The sequence below is a fragment of the Cupriavidus neocaledonicus genome (assembly GCF_000372525.1).
In the GTDB taxonomy this organism is placed as follows: Bacteria; Pseudomonadota; Gammaproteobacteria; order Burkholderiales; family Burkholderiaceae; genus Cupriavidus; species Cupriavidus neocaledonicus.
The window spans coordinates 42564-62925 of the sequence record NZ_AQUR01000106.1 but is presented as its reverse complement, the minus strand read 5'-3'; the positions used below and the strand labels follow the sequence as shown (position 1 = coordinate 62925).

Here is a 20362-nt window from a genome sequence, read left to right as displayed (position 1 = left end):
CTTTTTTTTGAATCCGTGCGGAAGTGGGATCTCTCCGGGGCGGGATGGATCAGCGCGTCAAGGCATGCCGGCGTCGGGCACGTCGCGCTGCGGCGCGCCGTCATAGGTCCACAGGAACTGGCGCGGGATGGGTCCCTTGTTGCGGCCGCCCTGGTTGGTCTGCTCCCACGCATGCGCCAGGATGCCGACCGATCGCGACAGGCAGAACAGCCCGCGCGCCAGCGGTGCGGGGAAGCCCAGTTCCGCATAAATGACGGCGGTGGCGCCGTCGATATTCATCGGGATCGGCCTGCTGCGGCCCGCCGACAGCGCCCGCTCGATGGCCACCGCGATGGCCGCGTAGCGACCGTTGACAACGCCGTCTGCCGCGGCCTGCTCCACCAGTGCGAGCAGGCGCGGCGCGCGCGGATCGAGGGGATGGAAGCGGTGGCCGAAGCCCGATACGAACTTGCCGTGCAGGTCGCGATAGTGCTGCAGCGCGGCGGCGACGGCCTCTTCCAGGTCGATGCCGGCGTCGATGCGCGCCGCGACGTCTTCATACAGCGCCACCGCCTGCTCGCCCGCGCCGCCATGCACGTCGCCCAGCACGTTGACGGCCGAGGCCATCGCATTGTTCAGCCCCACGCCGCACGTCGCCGCCATGCGGGCGATGGCGATGCTGGGCGCCTGCGGGCCATGGTCGACGGCGGCCATCAGCGCCGCATCAAGCAGTTCGCCCTGGCCCGGGCCGGGCAGCTCGCCACGCAGCATCAGCCAGATCATCTGCGCGAACGAGACACGGCCGATCAGTTGTTCGATGGGATAGCCGCGGTAGCGGATCTCGCCCGGACGCATGTCGATGATTTCCGTGCGCCACCAGTCCTGCGCCAGGCGCTGGCCCGGGTCCATGGCGCGATCCGCGCCGGTGGGTGCCTTGTCGATGTCGCTCATACCGCGCGCTCCTCGCTCAGTTGTTGGATGTCCGCGTCGCTGTAGCCCAGCTGGCCCAGGATCTCGCGCGTATGCTGGCCCAGCTCGGGCGGCGGCGTGTCGACTGCAGGCGCCTCCCGGTTAAGCTTGAAGCCGGTGCGCACCACCCGGATATCGCGCCCGACGCCCGGAGCATTGGCGAAGGCGCCGATCATGCCGCGGTCGCGCACCTGCGGATGCGCCAGCGTGTCGGGCACGCTCAGGACCGGCCCTGCCGGTACCCCGGCATCGTTCAGCAACGGCCACCATTCCGTGGCCGGCTTGCGGGCCAGTTCGGCTTCCAGCGCCGCGGTCAGCGCGGCGCGGTTGGCCAGGCGCGCCTGGCGTCGGGCAAAGCGTTCGTCGGTGGCGAGTTCGGGCCGGCCCACCACGCGGCACACGGCCTCGAACTGCTCTTGCTTGTTGGCGGCGATATTGAGCAGCCCGTCGCCGGTACGGAACGTCCCCGACGGGCTGGCGGTCATGTTCTCGTTGCCCATCGGCATCGGGTCGCGGCCGGCGATCAGGTGGTTGGACACCACCCAGCCCATGGTCGCAAGCGTGGCCTCAAGCATCGATACATCGATGAAGTAGCCTTCGGTGCGCTGGTGGTCCGCCAGCGACGCCGCCACGGCAAACGCAGCGGTCAGGCCGCCGATGGTGTCCGACACCGGATACCCGACACGGTACGGCGCGGTCTGCGCATCGCCGGTAATGCTCATCACGCCCGACATGCCCTGGATGATCTGGTCATAGGCCGGCAGTTCCGCCAGCGGCCCGTCCTGGCCAAACCCGGAGATGGCACAGTAGATCAGGCGCGGGTTGTCCTGCCTGAGCGTGTCGTAGCCCAGGCCAAGCCGGTGCATCACGCCGGGCCGGAAATTCTCGACCACTACGTCGGCGCCGCGCACCAGCTTGCGGAACACCTCCTTGCCACGCGCATGCTTGAGGTTGATGGTGATCGACCGCTTGCCAGGGTTCTGCGCCAGGAACGACACCCCCATCAGGCGCTGGTTGAGTTCGGCATCGGCGCCGAGCTGGCGCGCGAGGTCGCCGGTGCCCGGGGTCTCCACCTTGATGACCTCGGCACCCATATGGGCAAGCTGGTGGCAGCAGAAGGGCCCGGCCAGCACGTTGGTGAGGTCGAGCACGCGAATATTGCGCAGGGGTTTTTGCATGGCGGCTTCCGACGACATCGCGTTATTCGGCACGCGCGCCGGACTGGCGCACGATGTCGCCCCAGCGCGCGTTCTCGCTGTGGATAAAGGCGGCAAGGTCGCGGGCGGAACCGCCGCGCGGCTCGCTGCCTTCTTCACGCAGCTTGCTGATGGTGTCCGGCTGCGCCAGCGCCTTGTTGATCTCGGCATTCAGGCGCGCCACGACTTCAGGCGGCGTGCCGGCCGGCGCCACCAGTGCCTTCCAGTCTTCCGCCTGGAAACCGGCGTAGCCCGACTCTGCAATGGTCGGCAGTGCCGGCAGCAACGGCATGCGCCTGGCCGAAGTCACCGCCAGCGCGCGCACTTTGCCGGCCTTGATCATCGGCATGGCAATCGGCGGCGTGGCGAAGTAGAAATCGGTCTGCCCGCCCATCAGGTCCGTCAGCGCCGGCGAGGCGCCCTTGTATGGCACGTGCAGCATCTTGATGCCTGCGCGCCGCGCAAACATCTCGCCGGTCAGGTGTCCGACCGTGCCAGTGCCAGCGGATGCCATCGACAACTGCCTCGCCCTCGCGGCGGCAACCAGGTCTGCGACATTCTTGTAGGGCGCGTCATTGCGCACGATCAGCACTACCGGCTGTGCCGCCAACAGCGCCACCGGCGTGAAGTCCTTCTGCGCGTCGTAGGGCATCCTGGGGTACAGCGTGGGATTGATCGCCAGGTTGGCGGTCTGGCCCATGCCCAGGGTGTAGCCATCGGGCCGGGCCTTGGCGACGCTGTCCAGCCCGATATTGCCGCCGGCGCCCGCACGGTTTTCCACCACGATGTTCCACTTGGTGGCCATGCCGATCTTGTTGAACACCAGCCGCGACAGCACGTCGGTGCCGCCCGCGGGCGGGAATGGCACGATCAGCCGGACCGGCTTCGCGGGATAGGCCTCGGCCGCCGCTGCGCCCGCGGCGCCCGCGGCAAGCAGCGCCGACAAGGCGCAGCCCAGCAGCGCGCGGGCAAAGGTCTGCCCCTGCCCGGTGGCAACCCGGGGGGTGGCGAATGCGATAGTCATGTCGTCTCCAGTTCAGACGGCAACACGGCGCCGTCCGGCGAGCGTGTCGCTTTGGTCAGGAAATGTCGGGAAGCTGGCGCACCGTCCGTGGCTGTCACGGGGCGCGCCGGCTCCGCGGTTCAGGTGGGTTCGCCAAGCCGGTAGACGGCGCTTGCCGTACCGCGGAAAAGCGCATCGCGCTCGGCCGGGCTGGCCTGCGCGGTCAGGCGCTTGAAGGCGTTCCAGCCGTTGCTGTAGGGGTACGAACCCTTGTCCACCGGAAAATTGCTTTCAAACATGCAGCGCTCGGCGCCGAACGCCTCGATGCACGTGAGCATCCACGGCTTCCAGGCGTCGGCGAGATCGGTGGACGAAGGCGGACGCTCGCCCCGCTCGAAATCAAAGCCGTTGATGCGCATCCCCAGGCCACCCAGCTTGACGTAGACGTTTGGCAGCCGGGCCAATGCGCGCATCTCGAGCGACCAGCGTGCAAAGACTTCGGCCTGCTGGTCGCGATACGGGCCGATGCGGACCACGCCGCCGCAATGGTTGACGATGACCGTGGTGTCCGCGTTGGCTTTCGCCAGCGCAAACAGTTCCGGCAGCTGCGGAAAGAACAGCCAGGCATCGTAGGAGAGGCCCAGCCCCGCCAGCTCCGACACCCCGGCGCGGTACCGAGGATCGAGCAACAACCCCCGGGGCGCAGCGGTGAGCGGATTGGCCAGCGACGCGTCGGCATCCCAGGTGGCGAGGTGTCGCACGCCGCGGAAGCGGCCACGGCCTGCCTCGATGTGGGCGGCCAGCACGTCGCGCACGGCGGCGCCCTGCCGCAGGTCGGCGTAGCCAACAATGGCTTTCGCCACTTGCGGCTCGCCTTCTCCGGGCGCCGCGGTGGCGGCCGCGACGAATTCGGTCTCGCCAACCGGGCGCAGCGCCTCGGGGCCCGCCGGGCGGTAGCGCGTCAACGCTTGCATGTAGACGGAAGCGCGCACGTTATGTCCGCAGTGCAGGTCCTCGCTGTAGTCGTCGGGCAGATACGTCCAGCCCGGTCGCTCGTAGAAATGGTGGTGCGCATCCACGATCGGCAAGTCCGGCTCCAGCGCCGGCTCCGCCCCGGAGGCCAGCCACTCCGGGCGCACCGGAAGATAGTTGCTTGTCGTCGCAGTCATGTTGTGTGAGGGAAGGGACATCCGGGGCACGTCATGAAGTGTTCTATTAGATAGACCAATGTTCTATGTGAGAGAACTTTAGTACCGATACGGCGCGGCAGACATACGCGTATACCCCTATTTTTTGCGATTTCCTGTGGCGTATGTTCTACTAGACAGAACCGACCCCACCCCTATGGACGAGAACCAGACATCCCCCAACCGTGGCCTTCCACTGGCCGTGGCATCCGATGCCTCCAGCGGCGTGGCCGTACTGGACCGCGCTTTCGCCATCCTGGGCGCATTCGGCCCGGCCGACGAGCGCCTGAGCCTGACCGAACTGTCGCGTCGCACGAATCTGTACAAGAGCACGGTGCTGCGCCTGCTGGCTGCCCTCGAGCACGGCGGCTTTATACGCAAACTGGAGGACGGGCAATACGCGATCGGACCGGAGCCGCTGCGGCTGGCCGCGATCTTCCAGCGCTCGTTCCGGGTCGGCCCGGTCATCGAGAACCTGCTGGAGCAGCTCAGCCGCGAACTCGGCGAGACCGCATCGTTCTATGTCCGGCAGGGAGACCGTCGCCTGGTGCTGTATCGCGTCGAGCCCGCGCGGGCCGTGCGCGTGTCCATTGGTGTCGGCGACGAATTTCCCATCGACCGCGGCGCCTCGGGCAAAGTGCTGCTCGCCTTCAGCGAACCCGGCGATCCGCGCTGGCAGCAGGTGCGTGATCGCCTGTGGGCGGTGTCCTATGGCGAGCGTGAAGCGGAAACCGCTGCAGCATCCGTGCCGGTATTCGGCGCCACGGGCGAACTGGCGGGCGCCCTGACGTTATCGGGACCCAGGCAGAGATTCAGCGCCGCGCCAACGATGTTCGCGGCCATCGCGACGCTGCTGAAGGCAGCCGGGCAGGCCACCGAGATCCTGGGCGGCAGCCGCGCCCGCTTCGATGCGGGCATTGCGAATCTTCGGATGGAGCAGGTCATCGCCAGCGGTGCCGTTGGCGCGCAGAACTAATCGCGCCCGGGCATGCCGGCGGGGCAACGCTTTGGTGATGGCCATCGTGCTCAGAGCGCGAGAGCGCATGGGCTTGCTCCCGCGGTGCCGGCCACTGGTGCCGGCTGCTATTTCTGTACCTCTCGGATCGCGCGCTCGCGCGACGCCTGCATGTCCTGCATCAGCCGGTACGCCGCGTAGTACTTGAAGATATTGCGCACATAGGTGGTGGTCTCGATGCCGATCTTCTCCGCCACCACGATCTCGACGTTGTTGAACCACTTGTCGGGATCCAGCCCGCGCGCCGCCGCTTCCTTGCGCATCTTGGCGATATTGCCCGGCCCGGCGTTATAGCTGGCGAAGGCGAACAGCGGCCGGTTCGCTTCCGAGAAATGCGCGTCGGGGAAGTACTTCGTCATCAGCCGGTCCATGTACTTGGCGCCGGCGTGGACGTTGGCCTCGGCCATCCGGATATTGCCGACATTCAGCTCCTTGCCGGTGGCCGGCATGATCTGCATGATGCCGATCGCGCCGACATGGCTGCGCGCCTCCTGGTTCAGCTGTGATTCCTGGAAACCCTGCGCGGCCAGCATCAGCGGGTCGAAGCCATAGTCCTTGCCGTACTTCTCGAAGAAGGCGATGGTCTGCTGGAAGCGCTTGTACTCGGCATCGTCGGTATTGTTCTTGATCTGCTTGATGCGCAGCATGGTCTGCTTGAGCCGGTACTCCGCTCCGCCCTGCTTCTTGACGAAATTGAGGTAGAAGTCTTCGATCGCCTGCCGCAGTTGCGGGCTGTTCTTGCGGTAGGCCCAGCCGGTATAGCTGCCTTCGCGCACCGCAAGATCTTCGCGCACCTTGATGTTCGGCAGGATCTGCGCCCACATCGCGGCCTTCCAGTCATCGACCACCAGGATTTGCAGCACGCCCGCGTTGAGCATCTCGAGCGCGTCTTCGTCCTCGAGCGCGTCGGGCAGCATGACCAGCCTGATCGGCGCCTTGCCGGCGCGGCGCAGGCCGTCGTTCAGCACGGTCAGGCTTTCGAAATAGCTGCTGGCGCGACGTACATGCACGGTCTTCCCGGCGAGATCGTCGAGGCGCTGCAACGGCGGCGCCTTTGCCCCCGTGACCACCAGCTCGCGCACCGGCTTGCGGTCGCGCGGCGCGGTGAAGTCCACCTGCCTGAGCCTGCTTTCGGTCTCGGTGAGGTTGCCGGCGGCAATATCGCCAAGCCCCGCCATCAGGTCGGGCAGCAGCCGGTCGCGCGTGGTCGGGATGATGACGATAGTCAGCGGGCGCTTGCCGAGCTGGTCGGCGTATTTCTTGTTCAGGTAGCGCTCGAAGTCACGCACCAGCTCCGCGGTCAGTCCGCGCTCGCGGCCCTTGTCGCTGAAGTAAAGCGTGCGGCTGTACGGCACCAGCACGCGGATGACGCGGCTCTTGAGCATCACGTCGAAATCGCCGGTACGGGGCTTGTTGGCAAGGTTCAGGCCGCGCGGCTTGGCGGCAGTGGCCTGGTCTGTCGCGGCGGCAGCGCCAGGGGCCGACGCTGCCGGCTTTGGCGATGGCGGCGGTTGCTGGGCTGCCGCAGAGGGTCCGCCAGGGCTGAGCGCGCCCATCAGGCCGGACAGAAGGAGGCCTGCCAGCCAGCGGGAAGGGCGGACAGCGGACATGGCGGGGATCGCAAGCCGTGCAAGCAAGCGCGCGGTTTGCCCATATGGAGTCTAGGCGTGATATAGGGAGTTACAAGCGGGGGAGTTACAAGCGGGGGAGTTACAAGCGGGGGACCTGCAAGCGGAACGAAGCACGCGGCTGCCTGCAGGAAATGCAGACGTCGGCGCAGCAGGAACAAAACTGCCCGGGTGGGCCGTGGCCGACGCTTCGCGCAACACCGCCTGGCCACGCCAGGCTGCCGCATACCGACCGCCTGGCGCTGTCAAGCAACATACGCCAGCATGCACATTCCCCGCGGAATCCGCCACGCCCGTGGCGCCGTCCGCCGGCTCAATCGAGCGTGATGGCTTCGCGCTGGATCACCGCCGTCCAGTTGCCCTCCTCTCTTGCCACGCGCTTCGCGAAATTGGCCGGATCGATCATCACGACATCGCCTTGCTGGCCCAGCGCTGTCTTGGCCTTGCTGTCCTCGACAAGCCCTTGCGCGACCGAATGGAGCTTCTGGACGATCTGCGGCGGCGTGCCGGCCGGTACCAGCATGCCGATCCAGAAAGTCACGTCGAAGGGCGAGATGCCAAGCTCCTCCAGCGTGGGCACTTCCGGCAACTGCGCCATGCGCTTCGATGCGGTAACGGCGAGGGGCCTGAGCTTGCCCGCCTTGATCTGCGGCAGCGCCGTCCAGGTGTCGAAGGCGGTATCCAGCTCACCGCTGATCACGGCCAGTTGGGCCTGGGCCGCGGACTTGTACGGAATGTGCGTGGTCTTGATCCTGGCCCGGTTGTTCAGCATGGCAAAGCTGAGATGCGCGATATTTCCCGGGCCGGCCGAGCCATAGCTGACCTTGCCGGGGTGCTGCGCCGCGTAGCGCACCAGTTCCGGCACCGAGCCGACCGCGTTTTTCTGCGACCAGTCAGGGTTGGCGACAAGGATGAAAGGTGCCTCCAGGACCAGGGTGACCGGCGTGAAGTCCTTTGGCGAATAGGTGCCCTTCTTGTAGATCTGCGGGTTGATGGTAATGCTGCTGGAGTTGGTGACCAGCAGCGTATAGCCGTCGGGCGCGGCCCTGGCGGCCTCGCCCACGCCGATCAGCCCGTTCGCGCCCGCCTTGTTTTCGACCACTACAGGCTGGCCGAGGGACCTGGCCAGGCGCTCGGAAAGTACCCGGGCCACGGTATCCGTGAACGATCCCGCCGGAAAGGGAACAATCATCCGGATCGGCTTGTTGGGCCAGCCGGTATTCTGGCCCGCGGCCGGCGCGGCCATCGTCGTGGCCACGATGCCGAGCGCGGCTGCGGCCATGCCGCGTTTGCCGGCCTTTACGCCTGCCTGGCAGCGCTGGATCCATGTCGGCTTGTTCATGTCGTCTCCGTGTCGTAATAATGGTCTTTCTGAATACTTGCAGGGCTCACGGCATTGGCCTTGCCTGCTTTGGCTTCGCGACCGTGCCGGTGATGCCCTGTTGTGCCAGGCTTGCGATCTGGTCCGCGCTGAGCCCAAGCACGCGGCGCAGCACCGCTTCGGTGTGTTCGCCCAGCGTCGGCGCGACATGGCGGATCGGCACGGGGTCCGGCCCGGTCCTGAACCATGCGGTGCTGGCTGTGTAGGTGCCGACGTGGGCGCGCTCGACCTGGCGCCAGAACCCGCGCGCGCACAGATGGGGGTCCTGCAGCACCTGCGACATCGGCCGCACCACGCCGGCGGCGATGCCGGCCTGTTGCAGCTGCTGCATTGCCGCTTCGGCGTCGCGGCGCACGCACCAGGACTTGATCGCCTGCTCGATCCTGCCCTCCTGGCCGCGCCGTCCCGGGGCCCGCGCCAGGCCGGGATCGGCCGCGAGGTCCGCCCGGCCGATGGCCCGGCACAGCGCGGGCCAGTCCGCATCGGTCACCGTCAGCACGATCCACGCATCGTCGCCTGCGCAACGGAAGCACCCATGCGGCGAGTGCATCGGATGGCGATTGCCCTGCCGCGGCGAGACGGCGCCGGTGACGGATTGCTCCAGCATGAACGGTGCCGCCATCGGCAGCATCGCCTCTACCTGCGACAGATTGATGTGCCGCCCCTGCCCCGTCGCCTGCTGCGCCAACAGCGCCAGCAGGATCGCCGCGCCGCCGTTCAGGCCACCGATGGGATCGCCATAGGCGTATGACGTCATGGCCGGCGGACCATCCGGGTGCCCCGTATATAGCGGCAGCCCGCTGGCCTGCTCGAGCGTGCCGCCGTACGCGCGGGTATTGCTCCACGCGTTGCCAAGCCCGAAGGCCGGCATCGACAGCATCACCAGCCGTTCGTTCCTGGCGCGCAGCGCTTCGTAGTCCAGCCCGAGCTTGGGCAGGACCTCGGCGGAATAATTCTCGATGACCGCGTCGGCACCTTCGACCAGCCGCAGCAGCAACTGCTTGCCTTCGGGCCGTGTCAGGTCCAGCGTAATGCCGAGCTTGTTGCGGTTCATCAGGTTGAAGTTCGTGTTCTTCTCGTACAGCCTGTCCCGATAGAACGCCTCGGTGAAATTGGCGCCACGCCACCAGTCGGGATAACCGGTGCTTTCGACCTTGATGATCTCCGCGCCAAAGTCGGCCAGCGTGCGCGCCGCCAGCGGCCCCGCCCAGCCCATGGTCAGGTCGACGACGCGAATGCCGGCCAGCGGCAAGCGCTCGCCGGCCGTTCGCCTCAGCGTCTGGCGCGGCTGATGATCCAGCCCCGCGGTGCGGTAGTGCAGGTCATGCGCACCCTTTGCCGGCGCATCGCCCCCGGGCAGCGGGCCCGCCGCATCGAGGCGCAGCGGCACCACCGGGCCTTCGAACCAGGCGCCGCCCACGCCGACCGGCACGAAGGCGCCGCGCTGCCGGTGCACTGCCTGGCCAAGCAGGGTCTCCATGGTCGGCACGATCACGGCCGGATGCTTCTTGTCGCCAAGGATCTCGAACCACTGCCGCGCCGTGCGCGTCAGGAAGGCAGGCAGCAGCAGCGCGTCGATCTCGTCGGCGCGTTCCATCCGTTCCGGGCCGCTGGCGTAGCGCGGATCGCCGCCAAGATCCGGACGCCCGATGGCCTCGCACAGGCCCTTCCACTGCGGCAGGGTGTGCGTAAAGATGCCGATCCACCCTTCGGCCGTCTGGTAGATCCCGGCCGGATGCGTGCCGCAGAACCGGTTGACGCCAAGGCGCTTCAGCGGATGGCGCCTGTCCTGCACCATGCCCGCTTCCATCTCGACCACGCCGAAGATCGCTTCGTGGGCGCTCAGCACATAGCGGCGGCTGCCCTGGCCGCTGCCGATCAGCGCCGCGACGGCGGCTGAGAACGCACTCAGCCCCACCACGATCGCCGACTGCACGTCGTGCGGCATGTGCGGCGGCCCCGCCGCGGGACCGCTGCCGTGCACGGCGCCGGCAAGCGCGCGGCACACGGCTTCGGCGCCGGCGTAATGGCTGTACGGCCCGCTCTCGCCGAACCACGTGAGTGCCACCTCGATCGGCTCGTGCGGTGGCGTGTCATCGGCCGCCCGCCGCCAGACCGGCGTGCCGGGAATGCCCGGGCCTTCAGCCAGCGCACGGGCATCCAGCACCACGTCGCACGTCAGCGCCAGCTGTGCCAGCCAGGCGCCATCCTCTACGTTCCGGTCGTCGGCGCTAACGCTTCGCTTGTTGGTATTCAGCCACGCAAACAGCGCGCTTTCCGGCTGCCCGGCATCCGGTGCGCTCACCAGCGGCGGCATCCGCCGCCAAGCGTCGCCCGCGGGGCTCTCGACCTTGATGACTTCTGCGCCGAAGTCGGCAAACAGCTTGCCCGCGTACGCCAGCGCCGGGCCGCTGCCGACCTCGAGCACGCGCACGCCGCCCAGCGCCAGCTGCGCCGGGTCAAACCCATGCTTGATCATGGCAACCTCTTGGCTCTATGTGGGGGTTTGTCAGGCACGGCGCTTACCACGCGTCGACAAATCCGCGGCGCTCCCTGCGGCCGCGCAAGTCCGCCGAGGCGATGCCCTGTGCGATCCACTTGCGGGTCTGCGCCGGGTCGATCACCGCATCGATCTCGACTGCGGCCGCGGTGTTGATCGCGTGGCCGCGCTCGTAGGACTGGGCGACCAGCCTGTCGAACAGCGCCTTGCGCTCCGGGCCATCCGGCACGGCTTCGAGCTCCTTCTTGAAGCCCAGCCTGACCGCGCCCTCCAGGCCCATCGGCCCGAATTCGCCGGTCGGCCACGACACCGTGAAGCTTGCCGAGCGGAAGCCACCACCCGCCATGGCCATCGCACCCAGGCCATAGCCCTTGCGCAGCGTCACCGCCAGTAGCGCGACACGCAGCTTGGCCGCCGTCAGGAACATGCGCGACACGTGCCGCACCTGCGCCCGGGCCTCGCATTCCGGACCCACCATGAACCCCGGGGTGTCGATCAGCGAGATGATCGGCAGGCGGTGCGCATCGCACAGCTGCATGAAGCGCGACGCCTTGTCCGCGGCGTCCGCATCGATGGCGCCGCCAAGGTGATAGGGATTATTGGCCATGATGCCAACGGGCTGGCCTTCCACGCGGGCCAGCGCGGTGTGGATGCCCGCGCCGAAGCCGGCGCGCAGCATCAGCACGCTGCCGACGTCGGCGATGCCCTCGATGGCCTTGCGGGTGTCGTACACGCGCAGCCGGTTCTCCGGCACGACATGGCGCAGCGCCAGCGCTTGCGGCGCGCTCCAGTGCGCCACGCGCCCCTGGAACATGGACAGGTAGTGCTTCGCCACCTGCACGGCCTGGGCCTCGTTGTCGACCAGGATATCGACCACGCCGTTGGCAACCTGGACCGATGCGGGACCGACGTCCTCCGGGCGGAAGGTGCCGAGGCCGCCGCCTTCGATCATGGCCGGTCCCGCCATGCCGATATTGGCCGACTTGTCGGCAATGATGACGTCGCAGCAGCCGACGAAGGCCGCGTTGCCGGCGAAACAGCGCCCCGAGACGATGCCCACCACCGGCACATTGCCGCTCAGCCCGGCAAAGGCGGCGAACGACGGCTGGTACAGCCCGGACACCGAAGGGAAATCCACGTCCCCGGGCCGGCCGCCACCGCCTTCGCCGAACAGCACCAGGGGCAGCTCGTCGCGCAGCGCCACCTCGACGATGCGGTCGGTCTTGATATGGTTGCGCTTGCCCTGCGTGCCAGCCATCACCGTGGCGTCGTAGGCCATCACCGCGCTGCGCGCTCGTTCCGTGCCGACCAGTTCGCCGTTGATGTTGCCGATGCCCGTGATCAGGCCATCCGCCGGGGTGTTGGCAATGAGGTCCTGCTGGCTGCGGCGCGAAGCCTGCGCGGCGAGGGCCAGCGCACCGTACTCGACGAAGGTATCCGGATCGCACAGGTCGGCGACGTTCTCGCGCGCGGTGCGCTGCCCGCGCGCGCGGCGCCTGGCGACGGCATCGGGACGCGCGGCGTCATCCAGGCAGGCATGGCGGTCCAGCACGCGCTGCAGGTCGGCGCGAATCGCATCGGGATCGACCTGCCGGGCGGCAGCCACGGCGATGCCATCGGCCTCGATCTGCTCCAGCACGATCAGCACCTGGTTTTCCGAAGCCAGCGCGCCCGGCTCCAGCCGCAGGTCGACCACGCGGCCGCCGCATCCGGCGACGATGGCATGCTCCATCTTCATGGCGTCGAGCACCGCGACGGTCTGGCCGGGCTTGACGATTTCGTCCAGCGCCACGCCAATCTCCACCACCCTGCCCGTCAGCGGCGCACGGACCGCGACCAGGCCCTCGCCGATTTGCTCTTCCGCATCGGCGGGGCGCGGCGCGAGCGCCTGCGCAGGATGGGCCACGCCGCCCAGCAAGGCTTCGTGCGCGCGTCCGGCCTGCGCCATCGCCTCCGCCGCCGCGGTCAGTTCCTGCACGATCGCCTCGAAGTGCCGGGTGTGGACGTCCTGCGCGAGGAAATCGTCGCGCTGCACCAGCGCGCGCAGCAGGTTGAGGTTGGTCGGCACGCCGGCGATGCGGAACTCCGCCAGGCTGCGCTGCAGGCGCCGCACCGCCGCGTCGAACTTCGGCGCTGCGCTGGTGACGATCAGCTTGGCCAGCAGGGTGTCGAAATTGGGCGACGGTTCATAGCCGGTGTAGCCATGGGAATCGACGCGAACGTCCGGGCCCGAAGGCGCATCGAAGCGCTCCAGCCGGCCGTGCGCGGGACGCGCCAGGCCTTGCGCATCGGTGATCTCGGCGTTGATGCGCACCTGGATGGCATAGCCGCGCACCGGCGGCGGCGCAGCGGGATCCAGGCCGAGATCGGCGAGCGTCTGCCCCGCGGCGATGCCGATCTGCAGCGCGACCAGGTCGACGCCGGTGACCTGCTCGGTGATGGTGTGCTCGACCTGCAAGCGCGGATTGGCTTCGATGAAGACAAAGTCCTTCTGCTCGCCCGCTTCGGTTTCCTCGACCAGGAACTCGAAGGTGCCCAGGCTCTGGTAGTTGACGCGGCGCGCCAGCCGGAGCGCCGCCTTGATGATCTGCTCGCGCAGCTGCGGTTTCAGTACCGGGCTGGGAGCGATCTCGACCAGCTTCTGGAAGCGGCGCTGCAGGGTGCAGTCGCGTTCGCCCAGGGCAATCACGTGCGCGCCGTCGCCGGCGATCTGCACTTCGATATGGCGCGCGCGCGCAACCAGGCGCTCGGCGTAGACGGCATCGATGCCAAAGGCCGAGCCCGCCTCGGAACGGCAGCGCGCATAGGCTTCGGCCAGGTCCTCGCGCCGGCGTACCACGCGCATGCCGCGGCCGCCGCCCCCGCCGACCGCCTTGATCACCACGCCCGCGCCGCCTTGCTGGTCGAAGAAACTGGCGATGTCTTGCAGCGAGGCCGCGCCGCGCGTCGCCGGCATGACCGGCACGTCGCTGCCGGCCGCCAGTTCAAGCGCTCGCCCCTTGTCGCCGAATAGTGCAAGTTGCTCCACGGTGGGGCCGATAAAGCGGATGCCGGCATCCTGGCAGGCCCGGGCAAAGTCGGCCCGTTCGCTGAGGAAGCCATAGCCCGGGTGGATCGCATCGCAGCCGCATGCCCTGGCCGCGGCGATGATGCCTGCCATGTCGAGGTACGCCGCTGGCCCGGCGCCGTCGAGGGCGACGGCCTCGTCGGCCAGGATCCGGTGCAGCGCGGCCTGGTCGTCCTGCGAATAGACCGACACGGTCCCGATCTCGAGATCGCGTGCGGCGCGCAGCACGCGCAGCGCGATCTCCCCTCGATTGGCGATCAACAGCTTCTTCAACGCAGTCTCCTCTCTGTAATTCGATGTCCGTGGCATGCCCGGGATGCCGGGCCTGGCCGCTCTCAGGGCCGTATGCCAAAGCGGCTGATCCCCGCCTCGCGCAGCGGCGCCGCCAGGTTGGCGAACTCGCACAGCAGCGCGCGGGTGTCGCGCGGGTCGATGATGTCCTCGATGACGAAGGCTTCCGCGCTGCGGAACGGCGAGGTCAGGCTGCGCACGCGCAGCTCGATCTCGGCGCGCTTCTGCACCGGATCGTCGGCGCCTTCGATCTCGGCCTTGTAGGCGACATCGAGGCCGCCTTCGAGCGGCAAGGCGCCCCAGTTGGCGGAGGGCCAGGCATAGCGGAAATTGAAGCGGCCCATGTGCTGGTGTGCGGCCGCCGACACGCCATAGGCGCGGCGCAGGATCACCGAGCACCACGGCACCGTGGCCTGGTAGAGCGCCGACAGCGCGCGCACGCCATAGCGCATGATCCCTGCCCGTTCGGCCTCCAGGCCTACCCGGAAGCCGGCCGTATCGACCAGGTTGACCACCGGCAGATGGAAGGCCTGGGCCATGTCGACGAAGCGGGTGAATTTCTCGGCGCTGTCGCTGTCCCAGCTGCCGCCATGAAAGGACGGGTCGCTGGCGATCACCGCCACCGGCCAGCCATCCAGGCGGGCCAGCGCGGTGACGACGGCGCAGCCCCAGTGCCTGCCGATCTCGAAACAGGAATCGGCATCCAACAGCGCCTGCATGATCGGCCGGATCTCGTAGTCCGCCCGGCTGTCCCGCGGAATCGCCGACAGCAGCCATGGGTCGCGACGCGCGGCGTCGTCCCCGGGCTCGCTGCGCGGCGGCAGTGCAAAGACGGAGGGCGGCAGATAGGACAGGAACCGGCGCGCGCGCACGAAGGCCTCCTGCTCGGTGCCGACCTCATCGTCGACCACGCCGTTGCGGGTGTGGATCTGGCTGCCGCCCAGTTCGTTCTTGCTGAGCGCCTCGCCCACCCGGGCCACGACCGACGGCGGGCCCTCGCTGAACAGTTGCGAGGTGTCCCTGACCATCACCGAATAGTGGCTGGCGGCCACGCGCGCCGCGCCCATGCCCGCCACCGAGCCCAGGGCCAGCGACACTACCGGCACCACCGACATGTTCTCCACCACGTGCTGCCAGACCTTCATGGTGGGGATCAGGGTATGGCCCTTGATCTCGATATTGCGCACCGAGCCGCCGCCGCCGGTGCCGTCGACCAGCCGGATCATCGGCAGCCGCAGGTCATGCGCCATCTTTTCGGCGTGGATCAGCTTGTCGCCCACCGCGCCCTCGTTGGCACCGCCGCGCACGGTGAAATCATCCCCGACAAGCACCGCCGGCCGGCCGCCGACCTGCGCGCGTCCCATTACCAGGTTGGAGGGAACCAGGTCCACCAGCCGCCCGTTGCTGTCGTAGCGGCCGCTGCCGGTCAGGCCGCCGACCTCGCGGAACGAGCCGGGATCGGCCAGGGCATCGATACGCTCGCGCACCGTCAGCTTGCCGGCCGCCTTGTGGCGTTCCACCTTGCCTTCACCGCCCATGCGGGCGGCAAGCCGTCGACGGTGGGCCAGTTCATCGATTTCGGGCTGCCAGCTCACTGCCTTCTCCTGTTTTTTGCCTGGTACATGTGTTGCCAACTTATCGCAGGAGACATGCCAGCCCGCTAATCGCAACGGGTGCCTTGATTACATTGAATAATTTCTCCGCCCTCAGTACGATGTCCCCAATGACTACACGACGTGTCCACACAGGAGGCACGCACGGAGACACAATGTGCCCTCAATGACGACACAAGATGCAGACCGGTTCGGGCTCGGCGTGCTGGTCTGTGCTCGCGACGGCACCCGCGAGGCAGCGCTCGGTGCCTGTACCGATGCCGCCATCGCCGACGCGGCGTTCGCCGCATGCGCCCGCGCAGGCGCAGCGGAACCGGGACGCAGGGTCTTTCCCGTCGACGCAGCCGGCGGGCGATTCATTGGCTTGTCCCTGGAAGACGGCGAGCGCCGGCTGATCGTCCTGCATCGCGTCGACGCCCAGGCCGTGCTGCTCGACTTCCTCGGCACGGTGCCGTTCGCCGGCGCGATCCTGGACTACTTCCTGAACGACCCGTACCAGGCCATCACCGTGGTCGACAAGGCGGGACGGGTGCGTTTCATCAGTCCCGTCCATGAGAAATTCCTCGGCCTCGATACCGGCGGCGGCATCGGCCGTCCGGCGCCCGAGGTCATCCCCAATTCGCGGCTGCCGCAGGTGGTGGCCAGCGGCAAGGCGGAGATCGGGCAGTTGCAGCAGCTTGACGGTGCCACCCGCGTGGTCAACCGCATGCCGATCCGCCAGGACGGGGAGGTGGTGGGCGCCATCGGGCAGGTCATGTTCAAGGGGCCGGAAGCGCTGGTCCGCATGCACAAGGAACTGGTCGAATTGCGCTCCGAGGTGGCGCGCTACCAGCGCGAGGTCGATGGCCTGCGCCACGGCCTGCACGCACCGCAACCGACGTTCGGGCTGATCGGCGAAAGCGCGCCGATGCAGCGCCTGCGCCGGGAAATCCAGACCGTGGCCCGCCTTGACGTGCCGGTGCTGATCCTGGGCGAAAGCGGCACCGGCAAGGAACTGGTGGCCCGCGCCATCCACGGCGCCGGAACCGAGCCGGCCAGCGCGCGGCCGCTGGTCAGCCTGAACCTCGCTGCCCTGCCCGCCACGCTGATCGAGGCGGAGCTGTTCGGGCACGCGCCGGGCGCCTTCACCGGGAGCCAGCGCCAGGGACAGGCGGGCAAGCTCGAACTGGCGGCGGGCGGCACGGTCTTCCTCGACGAGGTCGCCGACATCCCCATGGAGATGCAGGTCAAGCTGTTGCGCGTGCTCGAAGACCACATGGTCGAACGGCTTGGCAGCCGCCGCGCGCAGCGGGTCGACTTCCGGCTGGTGTCGGCCACCAACCGCGACATTCCCGAGCTGATCGACGCCGGGCGTTTTCGCCTCGACCTGTACTACCGGCTGAGCGGCGTGGTGCTGCGCATTCCCGCGCTGCGCCAGCGGCGCGAGGACATCCCGGCGCTGCTGCAGCATTTCGTCGAAGCCTTCTGCACGCGCAACGCCATGCCGGCGCCGGGCATCGACCACGAAGTGGCGCGTTACCTCGCCGGCCAGCCATGGCCCGGCAATGTGCGCCAGCTGCGCCAGCGCATCGAGGAGGCATTGGTGTTCTGCGACGGCCGCTCGCTGCGCGTGGCGGATTTTGCACGCGGCGAGTCGGCGCGCGGGCTATCGGGACCGCAAAGCCAGAGCACCGTGCATGCGCCCGAAGCTGCGGGTCCCTGCGAGACGGCCGCGACGGACGACCTGCCATCACCCACGGCCGCACACCGCTTACCGGCCGAGGCCGCCGCGGGCATGCGGGAACTGGCCTATGCCGCGGTAATGGATGCGGTCGCGCGCCACGGCGGCAACAAGAAACGCGCGGCCGGGCAGCTCGGGATTTCCCGCTCGCATCTGTACAAGATCCTGGAGCGCGGGCCGCACGCGTCGCGATCGAAATAGGCGCGTATCCGGATCCCAGGGAAAATGTCCCGGCCAGGCGGGACATGCGCACTCATCGGTCAGTCTGCGAAATCGGTGGCCTCAGACGAGCCCCTCCAGGCGTCGAGGTCCTTGGCGACAGCGCTCGCCTTCGCGGCCGCCAGTTCGTTGGCAATCTTGCCCGCGAACAAGTGCAGCGGAGGGGCCTCGACCGTCGCGGCCTGGATGATCAGCAGCGCCAGCTTGTCGGGATCGCCGGCCTGGCGGCCATGCAAGGGGTCCAGGTGCAGGTCGAGCGAAGCCCTGGCCTGCGAGTAGTCGTCGATCTGCCGCCCGGCCACCGCGAGCGCACCCTCCGCCAGGAAATCGGTGCGCACCGGGCCCGGATACACCACCGTCGCGCGAATGCCCAGCTCGGCCACCTCGGCGGCAAGGGATTCCGTCAGTCCGGATAGCGCGAACTTGCTCGCCACGTAGCTGCCCCATCCCGCATACCCGCCCTGGTAGCCAACGATAGACGAGATGTTGATGATGTGCCCGCTGCGCTGGCGGCGCAGCTGCGGCAGCGCGTGGCGCAGGACAGCCACCGGTGCAAAGAAGTTGACCTCGACATTGCGGCGAAGCTCGTCGTCCGACAATGCCTCGACGGTGCCTTGCTGGGCGTAGCCGGCATTGTTGACGACCACGTCGAGAACGCCGAACCATTGCACGGTCTTGTCGATGGCCTGCCGGACGCTGCGATCATTGGTCAGGTCGACCTCGAGCGGCAGGAAGCGGTCGGACGCCGCACCGAATGCCTGCGTCAGCGATGCGGCCGTGCGGGAGGTTGCCGCCACCCGGTGGCCTTGCTCCAACAGACGGGTAACGAGCTTTTGGCCGACGCCCTTCGATGCGCCGGTGATGAACCATGTACGGGATGCTTGTTTCATGATGTTGAATCCTTGAGTCACTAAAAAGATGCGTCGGACCGGCTTATTCAGGGCAAGGCCACGCTCATGCCGCCGTCGGCCATGACCACCGCTCCGACGATGAAGCTGGCCTTTTCCGATGCGAGGAAGGCGATCACCTCGGCAATCTCCTTCGGCTGGGCCGCGCGCCGGATGGGTGCTTTCTTGCCATGCTCGGCAAGGAATGCCTGGCCATCCGCATGGATGTGATTGGTAATGTTGGTGATGACATCGCCGGAGCCCACCGCATTGACGCGAATGCCATGTTCGATGGCTTCCAGCGACAGCGCCCGCGTCAGCTGCGCCAGCGCGCCCTTTGACGCCGCATAGGCCGCGATCAGCGGAAAGGCCTGATAGCAGGCGTAGGACCCCACGTTGACGATGGCGCCGGTCTTTGCCGGCACCATCGCGCGCATGGCCTCGCGCGAGAACAGGAAGGCGCCGGTGGCATTGACGGCCTGGATGCCGTTCCAGTCTTCCAGCGACATATCCACCAGAGCCTTGTTGATGATGACCGCCGCGTTATTGACCAGGATGTCGAGCTTGCCAAAGCGGTCGATCGCGGTAGCGACGGCCCGGACCGCGCTGTCCTCGTGCGCCACATCGGCGACGACGGGGACGATGCCGGGACGGGCAAGGTTCTCCACGTTGCGGCCGCGCCCGACGGCAATCACATTCGCGCCCTCGGCGTGAAGCAGTTCCGTCGTGGCCAGGCCAATGCCACTGGCTGCACCGGTAACGATGGCGACCTTGCCTGCGAAAGCGCCACTGGCTGTGTTGCGTGATGTCATGATGTTTTCCTTGATCGGGTTGCGTGGGACGTATCGACGTAGCGGCTGGGTCAGAACGGGCTGGCGGTGGGACGTACGACGATCTCGCTGACGTCGACTTCAGCCGGCTGCGCCACCGCGTAAGCAATGGCGCGGGCGATGGCGTCAGGCGCGATGGCGACGCGACGGAACTCCTGCATGGCAGTGCGCGCGGTCTCGTCGGAGATCGAGTCGGCCAGCTCGGACTCCACCACGCCAGGGCAGATCACGGTGACGCGGATCTTGTCGGTCTCCTGGCGCAGCCCATCCGAAATGGCGCGGACGGCAAACTTGGTGGCGCAGTAGACCGCGGCAGTCGGCGACACGGAAAGCCCGCCAATCGAGGAAATATTGATGATCTGGCCCTCGCCTTGCCGTTCCATCGTCGGCAGCACCGCGGCTATGCCGTGCAGTACGCCACGGATATTCACGTCGATCATCCGGTTCCACTCGTCTACCCTCAGGGCGTTGAGCGGCGACAGCGGCATCACGCCGGCGTTGTTGATCAGCACGTCGATGCGACCGAAGGCATCGAGCGCGAACCGCGCGAATGCCGCCACGTCACTGGCCGAGGTCACGTCGAGTTCACGATAGCGAACCGTGCCGCCGGATGCTTCGATCGACTGCGTCAGCGCTGCGAGCCGGTCGGTGCGGCGCGCGCCAATCACAAGCCGGTGTCCCTGCGCGGCGAGCAAACGGGCCGCGCCCTCGCCGATGCCGCTGCTGGCGCCGGTGATCAGAATGACCTTGGATTCGTTGGATGTCTTTGCCATCTTGCATACTCCTATTGCAGGTTCGGATCTCGCCGCTGATGCCCGCGCTTGCAGCGCAGCGCCAGCGGCAGGGTTGCGGCCCCGAATTAAGCGATATGGTTCGT

Annotated in this window: 14 protein-coding genes; 2 read left to right on the top strand and 12 right to left on the bottom strand. The window is 67.7% G+C overall.

What is annotated here, in order from left to right; all coding sequences use genetic code 11:
- Positions 1-57: 57 nt before the first annotated feature.
- From A3AG_RS0126235 to A3AG_RS32025, 4 genes are all read right to left on the bottom strand, one after another.
- Entirely contained in the window at positions 58-930 is an 873-nt protein-coding gene (locus A3AG_RS0126235; RefSeq protein WP_018008260.1) for a citryl-CoA lyase, read from the bottom strand.
- Positions 927-2126, bottom strand: a complete 1200-nt coding sequence (locus A3AG_RS0126230) for a CaiB/BaiF CoA transferase family protein (protein ID WP_026164483.1) — start codon at positions 2124-2126, stop codon at positions 927-929. The genes A3AG_RS0126235 and A3AG_RS0126230 overlap by 4 nt, the downstream gene beginning before the upstream one ends.
- A gap of 22 nt (positions 2127-2148) precedes the next feature.
- Positions 2149-3168 carry a Bug family tripartite tricarboxylate transporter substrate binding protein gene (locus A3AG_RS0126225; RefSeq protein WP_018008258.1) on the bottom strand — a complete coding sequence of 340 codons (1020 nt, stop codon included), beginning with the start codon at positions 3166-3168 and terminating at the stop codon, positions 2149-2151.
- Between the two features lie 119 nt (positions 3169-3287).
- Entirely contained in the window at positions 3288-4337 is a 1050-nt protein-coding gene (locus tag A3AG_RS32025; RefSeq protein WP_081610778.1) for an amidohydrolase family protein, read from the bottom strand.
- 154 nt (positions 4338-4491) lie between these two features.
- On the opposite strand from A3AG_RS32025, the gene A3AG_RS0126215 reads away from it, so the two are divergent.
- Positions 4492-5310, top strand: coding sequence for an IclR family transcriptional regulator (locus A3AG_RS0126215; protein ID WP_018008256.1), 819 nt, complete (start codon positions 4492-4494; stop codon positions 5308-5310).
- A 107-nt stretch (positions 5311-5417) separates the two neighbouring features.
- On the opposite strand, the gene A3AG_RS0126210 is transcribed toward A3AG_RS0126215, so the two are convergent.
- The 5 genes from A3AG_RS0126210 to A3AG_RS0126190 all read right to left on the bottom strand — a co-directional run bounded on the left by A3AG_RS0126210 (position 5418) and on the right by A3AG_RS0126190 (position 15811).
- On the bottom strand, positions 5418-6959 hold the full coding sequence (locus tag A3AG_RS0126210; RefSeq protein WP_018008255.1) for an MltF family protein: 1542 nt from the start codon (positions 6957-6959) through the stop codon (positions 5418-5420).
- A gap of 331 nt (positions 6960-7290) precedes the next feature.
- The gene (locus A3AG_RS0126205; RefSeq protein WP_018008254.1) at positions 7291-8319 is read right to left on the bottom strand and encodes a tripartite tricarboxylate transporter substrate binding protein; all 1029 of its coding nucleotides are present in this window, start codon (positions 8317-8319) and stop codon (positions 7291-7293) included.
- Positions 8320-8365: 46 nt separating this feature from the next.
- Positions 8366-10837: a CaiB/BaiF CoA-transferase family protein gene (locus A3AG_RS0126200; protein WP_018008253.1), complete on the bottom strand. Its 2472-nt coding sequence runs from the start codon at positions 10835-10837 to the stop codon at positions 8366-8368.
- A gap of 43 nt (positions 10838-10880) precedes the next feature.
- Entirely contained in the window at positions 10881-14198 is a 3318-nt protein-coding gene (locus A3AG_RS0126195) for an acetyl-CoA carboxylase family protein (RefSeq protein WP_026164482.1), read from the bottom strand.
- A gap of 62 nt (positions 14199-14260) precedes the next feature.
- A complete protein-coding gene (locus A3AG_RS0126190; protein WP_026164481.1) occupies positions 14261-15811 on the bottom strand; it encodes an acyl-CoA carboxylase subunit beta in 1551 nt (516 codons plus the stop codon).
- Between the two features lie 184 nt (positions 15812-15995).
- Between A3AG_RS0126190 and A3AG_RS0126185 the strand changes: the two genes are divergently transcribed.
- Positions 15996-17750 carry a sigma-54 interaction domain-containing protein gene (locus A3AG_RS0126185; protein WP_018008250.1) on the top strand — a complete coding sequence of 585 codons (1755 nt, stop codon included), beginning with the start codon at positions 15996-15998 and terminating at the stop codon, positions 17748-17750.
- Positions 17751-17809: 59 nt separating this feature from the next.
- On the opposite strand, the gene A3AG_RS0126180 is transcribed toward A3AG_RS0126185, so the two are convergent.
- Genes A3AG_RS0126180 through A3AG_RS0126170 form a run of 3 tightly spaced genes read right to left on the bottom strand, consistent with a single transcriptional unit; the run spans position 17810 to position 20258 of the window.
- Positions 17810-18658, bottom strand: coding sequence for an SDR family oxidoreductase (locus tag A3AG_RS0126180; protein WP_018008249.1), 849 nt, complete (start codon positions 18656-18658; stop codon positions 17810-17812).
- Positions 18659-18705: 47 nt separating this feature from the next.
- Positions 18706-19467, bottom strand: coding sequence for an SDR family NAD(P)-dependent oxidoreductase (locus A3AG_RS0126175; protein ID WP_018008248.1), 762 nt, complete (start codon positions 19465-19467; stop codon positions 18706-18708).
- A gap of 50 nt (positions 19468-19517) precedes the next feature.
- Complete coding sequence (locus A3AG_RS0126170) at positions 19518-20258, bottom strand: SDR family oxidoreductase (RefSeq protein WP_018008247.1); 741 nt, start codon at positions 20256-20258, stop codon at positions 19518-19520.
- Positions 20259-20362: the final 104 nt, after the last annotated feature.

Bases quoted from the DNA above. Each gene is read 5' to 3' on its own strand.
- A3AG_RS0126230 (WP_026164483.1), bottom strand. From the start codon at position 2,126: ATGCAAAAACCCCTGCGCAATATTCGCGTGCTCGACCTCACCAACGTG.
- A3AG_RS0126205 (WP_018008254.1), bottom strand. From the start codon at position 8,319: ATGAACAAGCCGACATGGATCCAGCGCTGCCAGGCAGGCGTAAAGGCC.
- A3AG_RS0126200 (WP_018008253.1), bottom strand. From the start codon at position 10,837: ATGATCAAGCATGGGTTTGACCCGGCGCAGCTGGCGCTGGGCGGCGTG.
- A3AG_RS0126210 (WP_018008255.1), bottom strand. From the start codon at position 6,959: ATGTCCGCTGTCCGCCCTTCCCGCTGGCTGGCAGGCCTCCTTCTGTCC.
- A3AG_RS0126170 (WP_018008247.1), bottom strand. From the start codon at position 20,258: ATGGCAAAGACATCCAACGAATCCAAGGTCATTCTGATCACCGGCGCC.
- A3AG_RS0126175 (WP_018008248.1), bottom strand. From the start codon at position 19,467: ATGACATCACGCAACACAGCCAGTGGCGCTTTCGCAGGCAAGGTCGCC.
- A3AG_RS0126225 (WP_018008258.1), bottom strand. From the start codon at position 3,168: ATGACTATCGCATTCGCCACCCCCCGGGTTGCCACCGGGCAGGGGCAG.
- A3AG_RS32025 (WP_081610778.1), bottom strand. From the start codon at position 4,337: ATGTCCCTTCCCTCACACAACATGACTGCGACGACAAGCAACTATCTT.
- A3AG_RS0126215 (WP_018008256.1), top strand. From the start codon at position 4,492: ATGGACGAGAACCAGACATCCCCCAACCGTGGCCTTCCACTGGCCGTG.
- A3AG_RS0126180 (WP_018008249.1), bottom strand. From the start codon at position 18,658: ATGAAACAAGCATCCCGTACATGGTTCATCACCGGCGCATCGAAGGGC.
- A3AG_RS0126235 (WP_018008260.1), bottom strand. From the start codon at position 930: ATGAGCGACATCGACAAGGCACCCACCGGCGCGGATCGCGCCATGGAC.
- A3AG_RS0126185 (WP_018008250.1), top strand. From the start codon at position 15,996: ATGACGACACAAGATGCAGACCGGTTCGGGCTCGGCGTGCTGGTCTGT.